Annotated in this window: 19 protein-coding genes; 12 read left to right on the top strand and 7 right to left on the bottom strand. The window is 60.7% G+C overall.

All coding sequences use genetic code 11. The annotated features are described in order from the left end of the window. Nucleotides 1-38 precede the first annotated feature (38 nt). From PQU92_RS03700 to PQU92_RS03680, 5 genes are all read left to right on the top strand, one after another. Nucleotides 39-2,111, top strand: coding sequence for a S9 family peptidase (locus PQU92_RS03700; RefSeq protein WP_272746857.1), 2,073 nt, complete (start codon nucleotides 39-41; stop codon nucleotides 2,109-2,111). Further along, complete coding sequence (gene bla / locus PQU92_RS03695) at nucleotides 2,112-3,044, top strand: class A beta-lactamase (RefSeq protein ID WP_272746856.1); 933 nt, start codon at nucleotides 2,112-2,114, stop codon at nucleotides 3,042-3,044. It abuts the gene before it with no gap. A 128-nt stretch (nucleotides 3,045-3,172) separates the two neighbouring features. Next, on the top strand, nucleotides 3,173-4,096 hold the full coding sequence (locus PQU92_RS03690) for a glutaminase (protein WP_272746855.1): 924 nt from the start codon (nucleotides 3,173-3,175) through the stop codon (nucleotides 4,094-4,096). Nucleotides 4,097-4,138: 42 nt separating this feature from the next. After that, a complete protein-coding gene (locus PQU92_RS03685) occupies nucleotides 4,139-4,429 on the top strand; it encodes a type II toxin-antitoxin system ParD family antitoxin (protein ID WP_272746854.1) in 291 nt (96 codons plus the stop codon). Next, nucleotides 4,426-4,716: a type II toxin-antitoxin system RelE/ParE family toxin gene (locus PQU92_RS03680; protein WP_272746853.1), complete on the top strand. Its 291-nt coding sequence runs from the start codon at nucleotides 4,426-4,428 to the stop codon at nucleotides 4,714-4,716. Before PQU92_RS03685 ends, PQU92_RS03680 begins: the two co-directional genes overlap by 4 nt. On the opposite strand, the gene PQU92_RS03675 is transcribed toward PQU92_RS03680, so the two are convergent. Next, entirely contained in the window at nucleotides 4,706-6,133 is a 1,428-nt protein-coding gene (locus tag PQU92_RS03675) for a protein adenylyltransferase SelO family protein (RefSeq protein ID WP_272746852.1), read from the bottom strand. The two genes, PQU92_RS03680 and PQU92_RS03675, sit on opposite strands and share 11 nt — an antisense overlap. A gap of 83 nt (nucleotides 6,134-6,216) precedes the next feature. On the opposite strand from PQU92_RS03675, the gene nhaA reads away from it, so the two are divergent. After that, complete coding sequence (nhaA, locus tag PQU92_RS03670; RefSeq protein ID WP_272746851.1) at nucleotides 6,217-7,398, top strand: Na+/H+ antiporter NhaA; 1,182 nt, start codon at nucleotides 6,217-6,219, stop codon at nucleotides 7,396-7,398. A 344-nt stretch (nucleotides 7,399-7,742) separates the two neighbouring features. Then, entirely contained in the window at nucleotides 7,743-10,265 is a 2,523-nt protein-coding gene (locus PQU92_RS03665; RefSeq protein WP_272746850.1) for a TonB-dependent receptor, read from the top strand. A gap of 70 nt (nucleotides 10,266-10,335) precedes the next feature. Here PQU92_RS03665 and PQU92_RS03660 read toward each other — a convergent pair whose 3' ends face one another. Together PQU92_RS03660 and PQU92_RS03655 are read right to left on the bottom strand one after the other, a co-directional pair. Beyond that, entirely contained in the window at nucleotides 10,336-10,695 is a 360-nt protein-coding gene (locus PQU92_RS03660) for a hypothetical protein (protein WP_272746849.1), read from the bottom strand. A 20-nt stretch (nucleotides 10,696-10,715) separates the two neighbouring features. Further along, nucleotides 10,716-11,948, bottom strand: coding sequence for a tetratricopeptide repeat protein (locus PQU92_RS03655; protein ID WP_272746848.1), 1,233 nt, complete (start codon nucleotides 11,946-11,948; stop codon nucleotides 10,716-10,718). A 149-nt stretch (nucleotides 11,949-12,097) separates the two neighbouring features. Between PQU92_RS03655 and PQU92_RS03650 the strand changes: the two genes are divergently transcribed. Both PQU92_RS03650 and PQU92_RS03645 read left to right on the top strand, forming a co-directional pair. After that, the gene (locus tag PQU92_RS03650; RefSeq protein WP_272746847.1) at nucleotides 12,098-12,394 is read left to right on the top strand and encodes a hypothetical protein; all 297 of its coding nucleotides are present in this window, start codon (nucleotides 12,098-12,100) and stop codon (nucleotides 12,392-12,394) included. Between the two features lie 57 nt (nucleotides 12,395-12,451). Continuing rightward, a complete protein-coding gene (locus PQU92_RS03645) occupies nucleotides 12,452-12,706 on the top strand; it encodes a hypothetical protein (protein ID WP_272746846.1) in 255 nt (84 codons plus the stop codon). Nucleotide 12,707: 1 nt separating this feature from the next. Here PQU92_RS03645 and PQU92_RS03640 read toward each other — a convergent pair whose 3' ends face one another. Then, the gene (locus PQU92_RS03640; RefSeq protein ID WP_272746845.1) at nucleotides 12,708-14,519 is read right to left on the bottom strand and encodes a long-chain-acyl-CoA synthetase; all 1,812 of its coding nucleotides are present in this window, start codon (nucleotides 14,517-14,519) and stop codon (nucleotides 12,708-12,710) included. A gap of 165 nt (nucleotides 14,520-14,684) precedes the next feature. Further along, complete coding sequence (locus tag PQU92_RS03635) at nucleotides 14,685-15,200, bottom strand: hypothetical protein (protein WP_272746844.1); 516 nt, start codon at nucleotides 15,198-15,200, stop codon at nucleotides 14,685-14,687. Nucleotides 15,201-15,263: 63 nt separating this feature from the next. On the opposite strand from PQU92_RS03635, the gene PQU92_RS03630 reads away from it, so the two are divergent. Next, complete coding sequence (locus tag PQU92_RS03630) at nucleotides 15,264-16,058, top strand: M12 family metallopeptidase (protein WP_272746843.1); 795 nt, start codon at nucleotides 15,264-15,266, stop codon at nucleotides 16,056-16,058. Here the strand turns inward: PQU92_RS03630 and PQU92_RS03625 are convergent. Then, nucleotides 16,055-16,423 carry a hypothetical protein gene (locus PQU92_RS03625; RefSeq protein WP_272746842.1) on the bottom strand — a complete coding sequence of 123 codons (369 nt, stop codon included), beginning with the start codon at nucleotides 16,421-16,423 and terminating at the stop codon, nucleotides 16,055-16,057. The genes PQU92_RS03630 and PQU92_RS03625 overlap by 4 nt on opposite strands. Before the next feature lie 141 nt (nucleotides 16,424-16,564). Here PQU92_RS03625 and PQU92_RS03620 point away from each other — a divergent pair, with 141 nt between their 5' ends. Together PQU92_RS03620 and PQU92_RS03615 are read left to right on the top strand one after the other, a co-directional pair. Then, a complete protein-coding gene (locus PQU92_RS03620; RefSeq protein WP_272746841.1) occupies nucleotides 16,565-17,581 on the top strand; it encodes a phospholipase D-like domain-containing protein in 1,017 nt (338 codons plus the stop codon). Beyond that, nucleotides 17,581-18,357, top strand: a complete 777-nt coding sequence (locus PQU92_RS03615; protein ID WP_272746840.1) for an endonuclease/exonuclease/phosphatase family protein — start codon at nucleotides 17,581-17,583, stop codon at nucleotides 18,355-18,357. Before PQU92_RS03620 ends, PQU92_RS03615 begins: the two co-directional genes overlap by 1 nt. 112 nt (nucleotides 18,358-18,469) lie before the next feature. Here the strand turns inward: PQU92_RS03615 and PQU92_RS03610 are convergent, their stop codons facing one another. After that, nucleotides 18,470-19,627, bottom strand: coding sequence for an MFS transporter (locus tag PQU92_RS03610; protein WP_272746839.1), 1,158 nt, complete (start codon nucleotides 19,625-19,627; stop codon nucleotides 18,470-18,472). Between the last annotated feature and the right edge of the window lie 8 nt (nucleotides 19,628-19,635).

Raw genomic sequence — 19,635 nt, 5'->3', positions numbered from 1 at the left:
ACGGACACACTTTCTGTTGCAACTATCGGGTGCCCGTCATGAAACACCGTTTGCTCGCCTCTGTCGCCCTAGGGACGGCTGTTCTTTTCACCGGTCTGCCCGTTCAGGCTCAGGATAAAAAACCCTTCACCTACGAAGACCTGATCTCGCTCGACCGCATATCAGGCCTTGCGGTGGATAAGACGGAGAGCTTCGCGGCGTTTCAGGTCCGCGTGCTCAATGCGGAAAAGAGCAAGGGCGTCAACGGTCTGTGGCTGACAGACCTAAAGACGAAAACCTCGAAGCCCCTGACGGTGGCCTCGAAGGGTGGGGCCCTGTCGCCGCAGTGGGGGGCCGATGGCGCGCTCTATTTCCTTTCGGCGCGCTCGGGCTCAATGCAGGTGTGGAAGACCGACACGAAGGACTCCGAGGCTGTTCAGGTCACGAAACTGGCGCTCGATGTCGGGGCCTACAAGCTGTCGCCGGACGGCAAGGGCGTCGTCGTGGCGCTGGCTATCGCCGAGACCTGCGAGACCGATGAAATCGCCTGCACGCTGAAAGTCGCCGAGGCGAAGAAGGCCGAGAAGTCGACCGGCGTTGTCTATGATCGCCTGTTCGTCCGCCACTGGGACACCTGGGCCGATGGGACGCAAAACCACCTGTTCTACGTTCCACTGGCCGGGGGTGAGGCCGTATCGCTGACCGCCGGAGTCGATGGCGATGTGCCGTCCAAGCCCTTTGGTGATGAGAGCGAATACAGCTTCTCGCCCGACGGCAAGAGCGTCTATTATTCGGTGCGCATCGCCGGTAAGGACGAGCCGCGCTCGACCAATTTCGACATCTACAAGGTCGATATCGCCAACCCCACGGTTCAGACCAACCTGACCGAGGCCAATACGGCGTGGGACACGGGGGCCGAAGTCTCGCCTGACGGCAAGTGGCTGGCCTATCGCGCCATGAAGCGCGCAGGTTTCGAGGCCGATCAATTCGAGATATTCCTGCGCAATCTGGCCACCGGTGAGACGAAGCAGATTGCCGCCGACTGGGACCGCTCGGCCGACAGCCTGAAATGGGCCGCTGACGGCAAGTCGCTCTATGTCGTTGCCGGTGACGTCGGCAAGACGCCGCTGTTTCAGGTCGATATCGCGACAAACAAGGTCACGCCGCTGTCGAAGGGCGGGCATATGGACGCCTTCGCGCCGCTGAAAACCGGCTTCGTCTTCATGAAGAGCAGCCTCGATACCCCGTCGCAACTGTTTGTGTCCCAGCCCAAGGCCAAACTCATAGACGATGGCGCGACCAAGCTGACCACCATCAATGATGCGGTGATCGGCAATCGCGCTTTCGGGGCCTTCGAGCAGTTTTCGTTCAAGGGCTGGAACGACGAGACGGTGCATGGCTATATCCTCAAACCCGCCAATTACGTCGAAGGCCAAAAGTATCCCATCGCCTTCCTGATCCATGGCGGGCCGCAGGGTTCGTTCGGCGAGTCGTGGTCGTACCGCTGGAACCCGGAAACCTATGCCGGGGCCGGTTACGCGGTGATCATGATCGACTTCCATGGTTCGACCGGCTACGGGCAGGGCTTCACCGACGCCATCAGTCAGCACTGGGGCGACCGCCCGCTGGAAGACCTGCAAAAGGGCTATGCCTTCGCCCTGTCGAAGTACAATTTCCTCGACAAGGACCGCGCCTGTGCGTTGGGGGCGTCCTATGGCGGTTTCATGATCAACTGGATCGCGTCGCAGTGGAAAGAACCGTGGAAGTGCCTGGTCAACCACGACGGCCTGTTCGACAACCGCTCGATGGGCTACGCGACCGAAGAGCTGTGGTTCTCGGAATGGGAAAACGGCGGTACGGTGTACGAAAAGCCGGAAAACTACGACAAGTTCAATCCGGCGCTCCATTCGAAGGACTGGTCGGTGCCGATGCTGGTCATCCACTCGGATCAGGACTTCCGCGTCATCCCGGAACAGGGGATCGGCACCTTCACCGCGCTGCAAATGAACGGCGTCAAATCGAAGTTCCTGCGCTTCCCGGATGAGAACCACTGGGTGCTCAAGCCGCAAAATTCGCTCAAGTGGCACAACACCGTGTTCGACTGGCTGAACGAAAACACGAAGGCGAAATAGATGCTGACGCGGCGGGGGATATTGGCCGGGGCGGGTGCGCTCGCCCTGACCGGATGTTCGGAAAAGGTCAATCGCGTGATCGACCTCGGCAAGAGGCTGATGGAGATTCAGGCGCGTCACGGCGGCCGGATCGGGGTGTCGACCCTGACCAGCTCGACGCGGATGGTGGGTGACACGGCCGCCGACGGCAGCCTGAATATCAATTCGACGGAACGTTTCGCCATGTGCTCGACCTTCAAGTGGGTGCTGGCCGCGGCGATCCTCAAATCTGTCGATGAGGGCAAGCTGACCGTTGCGCAAGAGGTCAAATACTCAAAGGCCGATATTGTCGATCACGCGCCGGTCACCACGATCCACCTCGACGAGGGCCGCATGACGATCGGTGATCTCTGTGCGGCGACGGTGGCCGTATCCGACAATACGGCGGCCAATCTGCTGCTGCCGCTGATCGGCGGTCCGGCAGGGTTGACCGCCTTTGTGCAAAGCCTGGGCGATACAGTGACGCGGCTGGATCGCACCGAGCCGGAACTCAATAGCAATGTCGAAGGCGACGCGCGCGATACAACGACGCCCGACGCCATGAGCGGTTTGCTGCGCACAGTGTTTACCGGCAATGTGCTGACGCCGAAAAGCCTGTCGATGCTGACCGACTGGATGAAGGCGACGACGACGGGGCCGAACATGATCCCCGCTGGTTTGCCGCAGGGTTGGACCTTGGGGCACAAGACCGGGCGCGGGGCTAATGGTGCCGTCAACGACGTGGCGGTGATCTGGCCGGCGGGTGAAACGGCACCGATCTTCCTCGCCATCTATACGACCGGCGGGACGCTGGACGACAAGGCCCGCAACGCGATCGTCGCCGATATCGCGCGGCTGGTCGTCGATGCCCTGGCCTTTGCCGAAAGCCTCGACAGCGAGAGCGCCTCGTCGTAATTCCCTTCTCCCCGTTTACGGGGAGAAGGTGGCCTGATAAGGCCGGATGAGGAGCGAGTCGCACAAAGAAAGTGGCCCCTCACCCCAGCCCTCTCCCCGCTTGCGGGGAGAGGGGGTATAGAGGTGCTATGAAACACGAACTGTCCATCGCAGAGGTCCTGTCGCAGGTCGAAAAGACCGTGCAGCCGCATTTCGGCAAGGGCCGCCCCGCCGACTATATCCCCGAACTGCAACGCGTCGATCCGCGCAAGTTCGGCATGGCGGTCAAGATGGTGTCCGGTGCCGAATACGTCGTGGGCGACGCTGACGAGCCCTTTTCGGCGCAGTCGGTAACCAAGCTGTTCGCGCTGGGCATCGCGCTCAACCGTATCGGCGATGAGGTTTGGACCCGCGTCGGCAAGGAGCCATCGGGGACGCCGTTCAACTTCCTGTCGCAGTTGGAGCACGAAGGGGGCTTGCCACGTAATCCGTTTATCAATGCCGGGGCGCTGGCCGTCACCGATATGCTGATGCGGGTGGCAAAGCGCTCCGATGCGCTGGTGCGCGACTATATGGGCTTTCTGGCGCAATCGTCCCTGACCATCGACGAAGACGTGGCGGCATCTGAAGTCGAGACCGCGCATAAGAACCGCGCCATCGCCAATCTGATGAAGGGCGCGGGCACGATCACGCACGACGTCGAGGCGGTCATTGCCGCCTATTGCCGCCAATGCGCGATCACCATTTCCTGCCGCGATCTGGCGCGTGCAGCCCTGCCTCTGGCGGCGGGCGGGTTTTCGCCGGTGGTCGAGGAGACGGTGTTCCCTGAACGACTGGCGCGGCGGCTCAATGCGCTGATGCTGACCTGCGGCTTGTACGATTCGGTGGGGTCGTTCGCCTATCGCGTCGGGCTGCCTGCGAAAAGCGGTGTCGGCGGCGGCATCGTCGCGGTCATCCCCGGTCAGGCGACAATCGCCGTCTGGTCGCCGGAACTGGATCGTTTCGGCACGTCGGTGGTTGGTTTCGCGGCTCTGGAGGCGTTCAGCCAGATCACCAATTGTTCGGTGTTGTGATCGGTGGTATAAATTACTACCATTTCCTACTGGAGACGTGCCATGCCCGATGATAAGCCCCGCGTCGAAAAGGTCAGCATTGCTCTGACCGCCGATATGGCCGCCACGATCCGTCAGGCGGTGGACGGCGGTGAATACGCATCAGTCTCCGAAGTCGTCCGCGAAGCCCTGCGCGATTGGAAATACAAGCAACAGCAGCGCGAGCAGAAGATCGCCGAATTGAAAACCCTGATCGATGAGGGCGAGGCGAGCGGTTACGTGCCTGCCGAAGAAGCCTTCGATAAGTTGATCGCCAAATACCAGGCCATGCTCAAGGACGACGCTGCGGCATGATGGTTTTCATAACGCGCCAAGCCTTGGCTGATCTTGAAGACGTCGCGGATTTCATCGCACAGGATAGCCCGGTGCAAGCGGTTCGTTTTGCGCTTGAGCTTAAGAGTTTCTGTCTGGGTTTAGGCGATCGGCCACGCGGCTATGCTCAAATCGAAGGTTTGGGTGAGTTCAGACGTGCACCTTATGGTAACTATTCTATCTTCTACCGTCTGGCTGGGGTGGAACTGAGGGTCAGCCGCATCCTGCACAGCGCCCGATTGGTGAACGCCGATATGCTTACGGGTTAAGCGCCAACGCCGTCCTGTAATCATCGATCTCAGCCAGTTTCGCCTCGAACAGCGACCAGTCATCCCGGTCTGCAATCGGTGCCCATAAGGCTTCGATCTCGTCATAGAGCAGGGTGGCCGGATCGGGGCGCGTGAAGAACGGATGATCGAGCCGGTCGGGATCGGCAGTCGTGTAGCCCTTCAACCGTTCACGCCACATCAGTCCTGCATCGGTCGTATAGGCCTCGGCGCGTGGACCGGACAAGGCGCGGCCTTCCGACATTACGCCTCCGAACCAATCGAAGAAAAAGCCCTCGAAACTGCGCGGTTGCGGCTTGAGCGTCTCCAACACCTTAAACCCGGCGGCGAGCAATGCCGTATCGGCCTCCAGCCCTTGTGAGACGATATTCAACCGGCGGCAGAAGGTTTCGGCCATCGCCGTCTGATAGCGGTCGGTAAAGGCGTTCAGGCTATCGATCAGCGGCGCGCTGTCGCCGATCAGGCTCAGGCAACGGGCCAACTGGTGCAGGTTCCAGAACACCGCGTCCGGTTGCCGCGCATAGGCGTAAAGCCCGCCTTCGTCGAAATAGGCAGCCACCAGTCCGGGCTCGTAATGCGGCAGGACGCGGTAGGGTCCATAATCGAAGCTTTCGCCGGTCAGGCTCATATTGTCGGTATTAAGCACACCGTGGACAAACCCCGCGCACATCCACTGCGCCGTCAGTTGCGCCGTCTTGGTCAGGACCGCATCGAACAGGGCGTGGGTCAGGTCAGGGCCTTCGAGCCGTGCAAGTTCCGGGTAATAGAGTTCCGCCACATAACGAGTCAGATTACCCAAAGCCAGCCGGTCGTTAACATAGGCCAGTCGCTCGAAGGTCCCGAAACGGATATGGCTGTGCGACAGACGCACCAGCACCGCCGAGCGTGTCGGCGACGGCTCGTCGTGACGGCGCAGGTCTTCGCCGGTTTCGATCAGGGAAAAGCTCTTCGAGGTATTGACGCCGAGGGCCTCCAGATAGGCGGTGGCCAGGACTTCGCGCACCCCGCCTTTGAGCGTCAGCCGTCCATCGCCACCGCGTGACCACGGCGTTTGACCCGAGCCCTTGGTGCCGAGGTCGAGGAGACGATCCGCACCATCACGCATCTGGGCGAAGAGGAAGCCGCGTCCATCGCCGAGATCGGGATTGTAATGGCGAAACTGATGGCCGTGATAACGCAGGGCCAGAGGCTCCGGAAGGTTATCGGGCAGGGGTTGAAACCGCCCGAAATGCGCGATCCATTCAGTGTCGCTCATGTCCAGTCCGATACTCGCCGCCGCGCGATCATTGCGGTAGCGCAGGATCGTCTGCGGAAAATCTGCGGCCGCCACGCGGTCGAACAGTGGCAGGCCGGAGGTTTCCATGCGCGGATCAGGGCGATAGGTCGATTTCGGGGGCATGGCGTCCGGTTTCGCTTGGGAAGGGTGTAGGGGTTTGCTACGCTTCGCATAAGTTGTCGATTCAATTTTGATTTGGAGTTCCCATGAAATTCACCCTCGATTTTCTGAAGACCGAAGCCGGGGCAGGGTTCGTTCTGGGGCTGGCGGCGCTGATCGCGGTCGTCTGGGCCAATTCACCCTGGGCGGCGATCTATTTCGACTTCATCAATCATCATGTGCCGGTGATGGTCGGCGGCTGGGCCGAGGACAAGTCGATCCTCAAATGGACGAAGGAAGGCCTGATGGCGGTCTTCTTCTTTGTCGTCGGGCTTGAAATCAAATACGAAATTTTCCGTGGCGAATTGTCGAACCCGCGCAAACTGGCCTTGCCGGTGCTGGGGGCTATCGGCGGTATGGCCGTGCCGGCGCTGGTCTATGTGGCGATTAACGGTGCCTTGCCCGGAGGGGATCTGCGGGGCTGGTCTATACCGATGGCCACCGATATCGCCTTCGCGCTGGCGGTGTTTGCCGTGGTGGGCAAGGGACTGCCCGATGCCCTGCGCGTATTCCTGCTGACGCTGGCCATTGTCGACGATCTCGGCGCTGTGATGGTGATCGGTATGTTTTATTCGACGGGGTTCAAGTTCGGCCTGCTGGTATGGATCATGGGACTTCTGCTGTCCATGGGGCTGGCGAAATTTGCCCTGCGTAAGTATCCGCGCGGCCTGAAAAGCCTTTATACGGTCCTCTTCATCGCGATCTGGGCCCTGAGTTTGAAGGCCGGACTATCCACCTCGCTGTCGGCGGTGGCCGCCGCGTTCATGGTGACCCTCGATGCGCCGGCACGCGGTGAAGAAAGCCTGCTGAAATCGATCATGCACGACCTGCATACGCCGGTGGCTTATGGCATCGTGCCGTTCTTTGCCTTCGTGGCGTCCGGTTTTTCGTTCAGCGGTATGTCGTTCGCGTCTTTACTCGATCCGAAAATGCTCGGCGTAGCGCTGGGCCTCTTCCTCGGCAAGCAACTGGGCGTGTTCGGCATCGCATGGCTGTCCATCAAATCCGGACTGGCGCGCATACCGGAAGGCGGCAACTTCGTGCAGCTTTACGGAGTGAGTCTCCTGTGCGGCATTGGCTTCACCATGAGCCTGTTTCTGGGGGCTCTGGCCTTTGCTGACCATGCGGAAAGTGCCCAAAATGCCATAAAGCTCGGTGTAATTACGGGATCGTTACTGTCGGGATGTGCAGGCGCAATAGTCCTTTCGCGGGCGCGGCGCATAAGTTGACGTTTGCGTAACCGTCAATATTTCCTTGGCTTTTCCAGACGCGCCTTGCCGTTGCTAACGCCGCGTAAGCCTGTTTTCACAAGGATTCGCGCCCGTTTCATGTGCAATTGCGAGATGTTTTTCAAATTGTCTTTGCTAAAGAATGTGCCATATGATCGCCTTTAAGTAATCGACCGCGGTCAGACTTACGTAATAGAATTAAAGCACAACAGGTGAGAACAGGTATCGCTTATTAACCCTTCGTAATCTTTACGTGGGTTATGAGACGACAAAAGTTACCTTAGGGGAAACGCATGCGCGCTCTGAACAATCAAAAAACCACATCGTTTTTTAATAAAACCCTGATGGCCACCTGCTCCGGCATGGTCCTCGGATTTACCCTGCTGACCCCGGCCTATGCGCAAGACGCTCAGGCTCAGGACGAGCCCGTTACGACCATCACCGTCACCGCCCAGAAGCGCGAGCAGTCGCTGCAGGATGTGCCGATCGTCGTCACCACCTTGTCGGCCAAGCTGCTTCAGGACGCAGGCGTGCGCGACATCAAGGACATGCAGGTCCTGACCCCCGGCCTGACGGTTACCTCGACGCAGAACGAAACCCTGACTACGGCCCGTATCCGCGGCGTCGGTACGGTCGGCGACAACCCCGGCATGGAATCTTCGGTCGGCGTGGTCATCGACGGCGTTTACCGTCCGCGCAACGGCGTCGGTTTCGGCGACCTCGGTGAAATCGGCCGCATTGAAGTCCTGAAAGGGCCGCAGGGCACCCTGTTCGGCAAAAACACTTCGGCGGGCGTGATCAATATTATTACCCAGGAGCCGAAGTTTGCTTTCATGGCCGATGGTGAGGTCAGCGTTTCGAACTATGACGGTAAGGGCGTGTCGGCCTCCGTGACCGGTCCTCTGGCCGAAGACCTTGTGGCGGGCCGCCTCTACGTGGCCAGCCGTGAACGCGGTGGCTATTACGACGTCAATACCGGCATCGGTCCGCGTGGTGTCAAGGAAGACGCGACGCAGGACTTCTACACCGTGCGCGGTCAGTTGCTGTTCACGCCGGGCGCGCACAAGATCCGCGTCATCGCCGACTATACCAAGCGTGATGAATATTGCTGCGCCACCGTGCAGACGCGTACCGGTCCGACCGGCGCCATCATCAATTCGCTGACCGCCAATAATGGCGTCGCGACGACCGCAGACCCGGAAAAGCGTCTGGCCTACGCCAACCGCGACACGACCCAGCAGATCACCGACGGCGGCATTTCGGTCGAAGCCAATCTCAAGCTCGACTGGCTCGATTCGACCCTGACCTCGGTCACCGGCGTGCGTAAATGGAAGAACACCAACGGTCAGGACATCGACTATTCCGGCGCCGACATCCTCTATCGCCGCGATAATGGCGACTTCCGCGCCCAGTTCGACACCTTCTCGCAGGAACTGCGACTGGCCGGCGGCAATGACAAGCTGAACTGGCTGGTTGGGGCCTTCTTTACGGACGAAGACCTGACCCGCACGGATTCTTATGTGTACGGGACGCAGTACGAAACCTACCTGTCGATTCTGCTGGCTCAGGCGCTGGGGCAATCGACCTCGCTGCCGATGGTGTCCCTGCTGACCGGCCGCGCGGTCGGCACCTCCTATACGCCGGGTGAGGGCGCGCTCGATCACTACACGCAACAGTCGCGATCGCTGGCCCTGTTCACCAACAACAGCTACAAGTTCACCGACGCCTTCGAAGTCACACTGGGCCTGCGCTACACGCAGGAAAAGAAGGAGATGACGGCGGTCTATTCCAACTCGGATTCGGGCGTCGGCTGTGCATCGGCGATTTCGCGCTCGGGCATTCTGGGCAATACGCCGGTCGGCCTGTGGGCCTCGATCCCGGCGGCCTCGCGCCCGACGGTGGTCGGCAATATGTGTACCTTCTGGGGTAATGCCGCCTTCAATAACCGCCGGGTCGCCAACGATGTCGAGGAGAAGGAATGGTCGGGCACGCTGAAAGGCGCCTACCGCTTCAACGAAAACGTCATGGCCTATGGCTCGTTCGCACGCGGGTACAAGGGCGGCGGTTACAACCTCGACCGCGCCCAGACCGGCATCACACCCGACACGAACCTGTATTTCAAGCCTGAGACGGTCGATTCCTACGAAGTCGGCCTGAAGACCTCGCTGTTCAGCAACAAGCTGCTGTTCAACATCACCGCCTTCGATCAGGCCTATAAGGACTTCCAGCTCAATACCTTCCTCGGTACGGCTTTCGTGGTCGAGTCGATCCCCGAGCTGAAATCGAAGGGCGTCGATGCCGATATCTACTGGACGACGCCGATCCGGGGTCTGTCGGTGCAGGGCGGCGTCGCCTACGCCGACACCAAGTACGGCACCTTCACGGCTTCGGACCTGTCGAACCCGGCCCGTTTCCCGCAGCTATCGCTGCTCCCGGGCTCGCAGATGTCGTTCGCGCCTAAATGGACCAGCACGCTGGCGGTCACCTGGTCGGGTAATGTGGCGTCCAACCTGCGCCTCAGCGGCAACCTGTCGGCCAAGTATTCGTCGGAATACAATACCGGCTCGGATCTGATCCCGTACAAGATGCAGGACAGCTATACCCTGCTCAATGGCCGTATCGGTATCGGTGCGTCGGATCAGAAGTGGATGCTGGAATTCTGGGCGCAGAACCTGACGGATGAGACCTACAAGCAGGTCGTTATCAATGCCCCGCTGCAAGGCACGGGCTTCGCCAACACGACGACCGTTCAGACGGGCGGCTCGAACCCGGGCACCTACTATAATGCGGCGACCGATACCAACACCTACGATGCCTTCATGGGCCAGCCGCGCACCTATGGTGTGACCCTGCGCGTGAAGTACTAAACCTGCCTGAAGGTGGAACAAGAAAAGCCCCGCTGGCGACAGCGGGGCTTTTTTACAGGATAATGTTCACCTATTCCGGAAAGCCCGAAACGCCCATGGTGTTGGCGCCCTTGGCCACGAAGGCCGCCTTGAAATTCTCGGTCTTGGTATTGGCCTCGGCGGCGGTCTTTTCCCAGTTGCAGATGCCGGTCACCGGCGAGGCCTCGGTCGAATACATGCTCTTGGTGTAGCCGCTGTCGGCCAGCTTGGCGACAAACTTGGTCCACAGGGCGTCGGTATCGGCCTTGTTGGCCGGGAAGGCGACGGTGTAGAGGACGCGGTTCTTGTCGGCCTGATGCGCCTGACAGGTGACGTAGCCATCGGCGGCGGAGGCCACGGCAGGCAGGACGAGCAGGGCGGCGACGGCAGCGGCGATACTAAGCAGTTTCATAGGTCGTTCCTTTGTTGACGTTAAGATAGCTTTTTGGCGGCCTCGATCATTTCGGGTTCTTTCATGATCTCGATCGACTCCTTGTGGCCCTGGGCGGCGGCCTTGCCGTACCAGCGGGCCGATTCCACGACGTTCTTGGCTGTGCCCGTGCCGAAATAGAGGCAGTCGGCATAGATGTACTGCCCGTCGGCATGACCGTTTTCGGCGGCCTTTTTGACGTAGCTGAGCCCGGTCGGGGCATCGAGCGGCAGCAGTTTGCCCTGCAACAGCATCAGGCCGTAGAGGTACTGGGCGCGGGCAAAGCCGCCATCGGCCGAGGCCTTGATCAGGCGCAGGCCTTCCTTGGTGTCCTGTTTGACGAGGCCGTTCGACCCGCCCATATAGAGTTCGCCGAGATCGTCCATCGAACCCGGATCGCCATTGTCAGCCGCCAGCGTCAGGTACTTGACCGCCAGATCGGCGTTCAGCGGCGCGCCGACGCCCAGATAATAGACGAAGCGCCCCAGCGCCGCCTGAGCGATGACTTCACCGCCGTCGGCGGCCTTGGTCAGCAGGGCCACGGCGTCCGGCATCCGCAGGCCTTCCTCGAACTTGCGCTCGTCCAGCAGGAAGAAACCATAGAGCGACATGGCGTAGGTATCGCCTTTGTCGGATGCTAATTTGAGATATTTCATGCCCTCGGCGCGGTCGGCGGGCCCGCCCTGAGCGTTCATGTTCATCATGCCGTACTGGGCCGCCGAAGGGACGTGGCCCTGTCTGGCGGCGGCCCCGAACCATTTGCGCGCCTTCGCATCGTCGCGCGCCGTCGCATAGCCGGTGTAGTAGACGCGCCCCAGATTGAACTGCGACAGCATATTCCCGGCGGCCGCTTCTTTCTCAAGGCGGGCGATGGTCTGGGCCTCGGTTTCCTTGACGTAGATGACGAAGCGGTAGGATTTGACCACGCTTTGGGGGCCGGTATCGACGGGGTCTTCGCGTTGATAGGAATTGAACGCCCCGCCCGACGACGAACTACCTGAATAGGACGACCCTCCACCGGCCGGACGCTCCAGATTCTTGTTGTACATGCTCTGCTGCTGTTGCTGCTGGCGTTCGAACGACCGGCGGTCGTTGTCGGCCTGCTGCTGACGCATCGAGTTCATCATGCGCTGACGGTTAGCTTCGTCGTCCGCCGCCCCCCATGCCGCGTGTGCCGCGACAGGCATCAGGGCCAGCAGCGAAGCGGCGGCCACAAGCGCTTTCATAATGTCCATAACATCGTTCCCTGAGTGCGTCTCAGGGGTACGCGTCAGGGGCGTTTGCCACAATTTACAAAGGCTGTAAGGTTGATTTGTAATGATAGAGGGGTGAAAATTTATACGGCAGACGCTATATTGAAGTCGTTGTCCAACAGGAGGTCCCCATGCCCGACAATGTAAAAGCCGCTCTCGATACCGCTGCCGAGGTGACGGAAAAGAAGACCCGCTCGCTGGCCGACGCGCTGGAATTCCTCGAAGACAAGCTGCACGTCTCGGATTCCACGCGTGAAAAGATCAACGGGACGATCGACCGGCTGCAGGACCTGCTGGAAGACGCCCGCGACGAAGCTCAGGACAAGACCAAGATCGTCCGTCGCCAGATCCGTCGTCATCCGGGGGCCTCTCTGGCCATCGCCGCCGCGGCGGGCCTTGTGGTCGGGCTGCTGCTGCGCCGGGATTAATAATTAGACTGAGCGGCATCGGGCGTTTCTCCCGGTGCCGTTTTCACAATGCGGGGGATGATGCTGTATATTTTTCTGGCAACGCTGGTTTTTCCGGCGGGGCTTTATTCTGCGTTTCAGGTCTGGCGTGCTGTCAGTCGTGGGGCCGTAAGGCCGTTCGGTATCGCGGCCCTGTTCAATGACGAGCCGCCGGTAGATTGGGCGGAAGGGCGTCTGGATTTCCTTTACGCGCTGGGTTGGCACATTGCGACCGCATTTACGGGTCTTGTCGGCGGCGCGGGCGTGATGCTGATGGGCCTCGCTTCCCTCTAAGCTACATACGGTATTGGCCGCTTTCGATAAGCTGCATGCAGGCCTCGGTCATCGGCGTGTAGTCGGTGGCGTCCATCTTCATCACATAGAGCGGGTCGTCGGTTTTAGCCGGGTCGAAACCGGCGATGACCAGATCCATCTTCTTGTATTTGAACGTGCCCGTCGTCTCGACGTGCTGGAGCAGGCGCACGAAACGCGGCCGGGCATAGACCGGTAGATTGGTGTAGACGTGGTGGCCGAAGGCTTCGATGGAGAAGCTGTCATCGACGATCAGCGACACCATCCCGGCCTTACCGTCGTAGTGCGGCACGGGCACGCCATAGACGATCGCTTCATCGACGCCCTGCGCGCGGGCGCAGCATTCCGATACCTCGGACGTTGAGACGTTTTCGCCCTTGAAGCGGAAGGTGTCCCCGATACGGTCGACGAAATAGATATAGCCGTCCTTGTCCATCTTCATCAGGTCGCCGGTACGGAACCAGGCGTCGCCGGGCTTGAAGACGTCGTGCAGGATCTTCTTTTCCGAGGCTGCCTTGTCGGCATAGCCGGTATAGGCATGGCGGGCATCGGTGCCGATGGCGCCGATGGCCTCGCCGATCTCGCCCGGTTTGCACTCGATGCACAGGCCATTGGCGCGGCGTTCGGGCAGTTCGGATTCGATGTCGAATTTGACCAGCCGGATATTGAACGAACTGCGCAGGTATGCCGGGGCGCGGCCAATGGCGCCGGAATGGCCGTCGAGGTTGAACAGCGACACATTGCCTTCGGTCGAGCCGTAGAACTCGACGATGATCGGCACGTTGAAGCGTTTCTTGAATTCGTCCCAGACCTCGGGCCGCATGCCGTTGCCGAACGCCATCTTGATCCGGTGCTTCATCTCATCCGTCGGATCGGGCGACGGCGGCGAATTGATCAGATAGCGGCACAACTCGCCGATATAGACGATATGGGTGCAGTCGAGCGTGCGCACGTCGTGCCAGAAGGCCGAGGCCGAGAACTTGCGCTTGATGACCATCGACGCGCCGTTGAGCAGAGCCGCGCCCGTACCGCACAGGCCGCCGGTCGAATGGTACAGCGGTAGGGTGTTATAAAGCCGCTCGCCGGGCTTCATATGGGTCAGTCCGGCGAAGGCCTTCATATACAACTGGGCGCGGGCATTGGTGATCTTGGCGGCCTTGGGTAGGCCCGTCGTGCCCGACGTATAGATATACATGGCCGGGTCGTGCGCCTTGAGATGGGCGCGATGGGCGTGATCCGGGCGGACGCTGCTCTGCCCCTTGAGGGCGTGGCTGAGCGAATGGCGGGTGTTGGTTTCCTCTTCCTTGGGCAGGTCGAGAATCCACAGGCCCTGATGGCGCGACAGGGTCGCTTCGATGTCGGTAAACGCCACCTGAGTAGAGGTATCCACCACGGTCAGGCTGGCACCGGAGATATTGATGCAGTGGGCCAGGCCGGACCCGGTCAGGGAATTATTGATCAGGGCGGTGACGACGCCCAGCTTGTTCAGGCCCAGCCAGATGGCGATATATTCCGGCCGGTTGGGCATGAGCAGCGCGACCGTATCGCCCGTTTTCAGGCCACGCGCCCGCGCCCAGTGGGCGAAGCGGTTGGCCATGCCGTCCAGTTCGCCATAGGTCAGGGTCTTGCCTTCGAACAGAAGGGCCGGCTGGTCCTTGAAACGGTCGACGACGGCTTCGAAATCGTCGCAAACGAGATTGGACGAGGCCGGATCGACCGTCTTCACGCGCTTGAGCAGGCGCAATAGACGCTTGAGGAAAATGAACTCGCGCTTGGCCATGGCCATCAGGTTCATGGTGGGTCTCCGCTGCCCTGTCTCTGGGTGGAAACTGTATCGTTTCCTTGGGAACAGCATAGCCCGGATTAAGCGTTTGGCCAGTGTAAAATTGACGTGAACGGAAAGTATTTTCCGTTACCGCAAGGGAAGGAAGGCAAAGATTTTCAGGTGTTTAGACACCTGTTATCTGGACACCGCCATCACGGTGATCGTCGGTTCCTTGTTATCGACCAGATGCACCGTATAGGTGCCGGGCTCCAGCGCAAACTCGACGATCTTGCGCACGCCCGAGCAATCCGGGCCGTGACCGTGCTTGTTGGACGACAGGGTCTTGCCGTCTTTTTCGACGTCGATCCACACCCCGGCCCCGGCGGCGATGCCGTACTGCCCCGCTGTGTCGATTTTCAGCGACAGGGTGCCGGAATAGACCGGGGTCGTCGGCTGTGTGGCGCGCGCGCGCTTATAGGTGACGCGCGTCGAATCGAGCAGGGTGACTTTGAGCGGGGTGCCGACTTTCAGCAGCGGTGCGCCTTTGGCATCAACCGTGGCCGTCACTGGACCAGCGTGCATCCAGTGGGCGAATTCTCCGGTCATGGCGGGCGTTGTCGGGCACACGGGCTTTTCGGTCTTGGGTGCGGCGTCCTGCGCGAAGACGGGGGCGGCGACGAGGACGAGGGCGGCGGTAAGAAGGGCGCGCATGGGAAACCTTTGAAATGTCATAATTGCGCGTAAGGTAGGCGGCAATTCGGGCGAGGGGAAGGCGTGAAATACCTTATTTTTGCGGTCATGATGCTGTGGGCCGGTGCGGCGCAGGCCGCCGCCGTGCCCGATTGGGCGCAGCCGTGGAAAGACGGCGTGGTGCCTTACCGTATCGAGGCGCCGTTGCTGGCGCGCGCCGGGGCCAAAGGGCGAGATTGCACCGGCTGGGACCGTTGGCCCAAAGGCGCACAGGCGCGGCTGGCCTGTCAGGCGATGGACGACTGGCACCGGGCGTCGGGCGTGCGTTTTATCTATGATCCCCGCAACCGGTTGGACACGCTGGTGATCCGCGACGGTGACGCGACCACGGCGACCATCGGACATTTGCCGCTGGGTAATCGCGTCACCATTGAACGCGGTGTGCCCTACGGTGCCGTGCTGCACGAAATCGGGCACGTGCTGGGCCTTATGCACGAACACCAGAGGCCCGACCGTGACACCTATCTGACGATCGAGCCGTTTCTACGCGATTTACTGAAAACCTGCGGTGTCGGTACAGCAGTTTGCCGGGATGTCAGACTATCTTTCCCGGCCGTCGCACGGGTAAAATACGCCTCCGATTACGACCCGTGTTCCCTGATGCACTACCTGGCCAATCAGGCCCCGCGCCATCGCGAAGACCCGCGCTGGGCGCGTATTTTCAGCCTGTCGGACAAGGGTAAGGCAGCGCTCAAAACCTGTCTGCCGCAGTTTTCACAACGGGCTGAACGCTGTCGCAAGGTGGGACAGAAGTGCGCCATATCGAAGCTGGACGCCGACGTCGTGCGGCGGTTCCACGGTTTGGAGCCGCGTGCTTAACCGCACTTCGAAGCGAGGTCCTGTTCAACGTGTTTGAGGTTCAGCGCCGTGGCTTCGACGTTTTCGTCGATCTGCGGGAAGGCCGCGATATCGGCCGCCGACGCCTTGCCGCTTTTCAGTTCAGCCTGAATCCCGGCCACGGTCGTAGCGATCCATCGGCGCTGCTCGACGCTCTGTCTGAGGCCGGCGCAGGCCGTGGCCTTGTCGCCGCGCTTGAAGTCATCCTCGATCTTGTAGGCCAGTTCCTGATCTTTCTTATGCAAGGCGATGGCTTCGGCTTCGCGCGCCTTCAGTGTGCTTTCGGCGGCCATGAGAGGGGTGCTCAGGCCAAGGGCCAGAAGGGTGATCGTCGCGGCGGTTTTCATGGCGAACCTTTCGTTGAAAACGGCGTTGTGTGACGTCCGTCCTGACCGTTCAACTGACAAAACCTGTAATGCAACGGCGTGGTACCGGCGCCCACACAGTCATATGCGATTTTTATTTTGAGCCGTGTTAGGCTGCGAGTCATGCAGTTCCATCTCAGCGCCGAGGAGGCGTGGTACAATCTGACGCGCGCCACCGCCGAAGCGAAGGTGTCCATCGACTTCGAGCAATATATCGTGCGCGACGACGAAATGGGCCGCGATTTTCTCGATCTTCTGGGGCGCAAGGCCCGTGAAGGCGTGCGGGTTCGGGTCATTCTCGACGCTTTCGGCAGTCGGACCCTGCGTGGGTCTGACGCTATCACTGCCTTGCGACAGGCGGGCGCGCAGGTCATCTTCTTCGGTGGTCTGCGGTTCTGGCAGATATTTACCCCGTGGAAATGGTTCCCTCGCACCCACGTCAAGACCCTGCACGTCGACGGTCGTTTGACGCTTCTGGGCAGCATGGGGCTGGCCGAATATATGCGCGGCTGGCGCGATACGCAGGTGGTGCTGACGCCCGATATTTCCAAGGCCGCCGAGGCCGATTTCGAACGTCTGTGGACGCGGCTGACGCGGGGGTGGGCCGATCGCGACCTGCCGCCCGAAGCGATTGCCGGGCCGCGGTCCTATGCGGTGCAGATCCCCGAAGATCGCTACGGGCAGATCTACGAGTCGCTGTTGCAGGCGGTCGAGCGCGCGCGTCATTCGATTCGCATCGCCACGCCCTATTTTTTTCCGCCGAAACGGTTGCGCGACGCCTTGCTGGCGGCGCAGGACCGGGGCGTGTCGATCCACCTCATGCTGTCCGGCAAGACCGATGTGCGTTCCGCCGATTTCATGACGAAGCGGTTGAAGTTCAAATGGCTGAAGCTGGGTTTCGAGGTGCTGGTCTATCAGGGCACAACCCTGCACGCCAAATATGCGGTGATTGACGGCGACTGGGGCACGGTCGGGAGCTGCAATTTCGATGTTCTCAGCCTGCATCTCAATCGTGAAGCCAATATGGTGGTGCGCGATCCCGGCGTGGTGGCGATCCTGGCATCGCATTTCGAGACCGACCGTCAGCATTGTCTTGTGTTGGGAGACGTGGTGGCGTCGGACGCGATGGAGACCGCCTGATGCGCATTCTGTTTTCCAATCTGGGCTATGCCACCGGGATTTCGGGCAGCCTCTATCACCATGTCACCAAGGCCTTTCGCCACGTCTATCAGTCACCGGCGGCGCAGAAAGCCGTGCTGGCGCAGTTCCGCCAGATTATCGACCGCGAAACGCCGGACCTGTGCTGCCTCGTCGAACTGGATCAGGGGTCGGTCCATTCCGGCGGCTTCAATCAGGTTCAGGCCCTGATGTGTCAGGACTACACGGTCTACGATATCGAGGGGAAGTACGGTCCCGACAGCCACCTGACCCGCCTGCCGTTCCATCATGGCAAGAGCAACGCCTTCATCGCGAAACAGCCGTTTGCGTTCGACTATCTCTATTTTCGCGATGGCTCGAAACGGCTGGTACACCGCATTGTGTTGCGCGAAGGGCTGACGCTGTTTTTCACGCACTTTTCGCTGCAACGTCCGGTACGCGAGAAGCAGTTCCAGCAGATGCGCGAGTGGATCGACGCGGCGGGTGGCGAGGTGATGATCCTGGCCGATTTCAACACCTTCAATGGACTGGAGGAACTGGCACCCTTGCTGGATGGGGGCGATCTGATGTTACTCAATGCGACGGATACGACGACTTTCAGCTTCCACCGCTGGCGACATTTGCTGGATCTGTGTGTGTGTTCGACCTCGCTGGAGGGGCGGCTGGCCATGCAGGTGATCCCGCAGCCCTTTTCGGATCACGCAGCGTTACTGGTCGAGGAAGTAGATTTTGACCACGAAAAACACGAAAAGCACTAAAAAGCAGGTTAGATATACCGCGCGAAGCGCCCTTACTCATGTGCATTCTGAAAGGCTTTAAGGCGCTTCGCGCGAGGATTTTTGTGCTTTTCGTGTTTTTCGTGGCCAACCCTTAGCCTTGGTTCATCGCACGCCTTGCCATGCGTTCGGCCAGCACCATCAGGCCCAACGCACAAAGCGAGCCCACGACCACCGCAAGCCCGACCGCGCTCCAGCCCAAGTGTCCGGCAATAAAGGCCAGTAGAGGCGGGCCGATCAGTGAGCCGCCCGCGCCGAACTGCGTCAGGACGCCGTTGGCGGCCGCGGCATCGAACACCGGGCTCATCTTCGGCAGTCGGGCGAAGACGATGCTCGATGCGATCCCCGATACGGCATTCAAGGCGACGATCAGGACCGACAGCCACAGGGGATGCCCGCCCGCGAAGATCAGCAGACTCAGGGCGGCGGGGATCAGCAAACCGCCCCCCAGCGCGATCCAGCGGGCGCGGTCACCGCTATGCAAGGCTTGACCGGCAACCCACGCGCCACCCAGCGTTACCGCCGACGCTATGCCCGTCACGGTTGCCGCAGAGGTCGGCGTCAGGCCATGCGCGATCAGAAACGCCGGGAACATGGCAATCAGGCCGACGAACAGCGTCGTATAGAACCCGAATCCACCGCACAGGAGCCACACCGCCGGGACGGGCAGGCTGAATTTGGTGTCGGTTTTGATCTCCATCGGGGGCGAGCGCCACGCAGCGATCAGAGCCACGACCGCGACCATGGCCCACAGCCACAAGGCCCCGGTCCAGTTACTTAAGGTGAGGGCGATGCCGCTCAGGATCATACCGATGGCGAAACCGGCGGGGACGAAGGTGCTCCATAAGGTCAGGGCGTGGGCCTGATCCTGCGGCCGGGCGACGTGGGTGATCAGGGACGGTGCGGCGATGACGATCAGCAAGTAACCGGCGCTTTCGACCACGCGCGCGGCGAACAACGGCCAGACTGACGCCGACAGGGCCTCGGCGATGCCCGCGACCGTCAGCAAGGTGACGCCGATGATCAGGGCCTTGCGGCTGCCCAACCGTCCGATCAGCAGCCCGGCGATCAGGCCCTGCGTCGCGCCGCCGGTCTCGATCAGCGAGACCAGCCACCCGGCCTGTACCAGTGACAAGCCGAGATCTTCTCGGATGACCGGGGCCAGAGACGCGAACTTGCCGAGTTCGGCGGCGGCGAGCACGCCGATCAGCCAGAGCAGGATAATGTGACGCCAGTGTGCGGGAATATTCATGCGCGTTC

The organism is Asticcacaulis aquaticus, assembly GCF_028550415.1.
GTDB lineage: Bacteria > Pseudomonadota > Alphaproteobacteria > Caulobacterales > Caulobacteraceae > Asticcacaulis > Asticcacaulis aquaticus.
The sequence above is the reverse complement of the archived record's forward strand: the minus strand, read 5'-3'. Positions and strand labels throughout refer to the sequence as shown.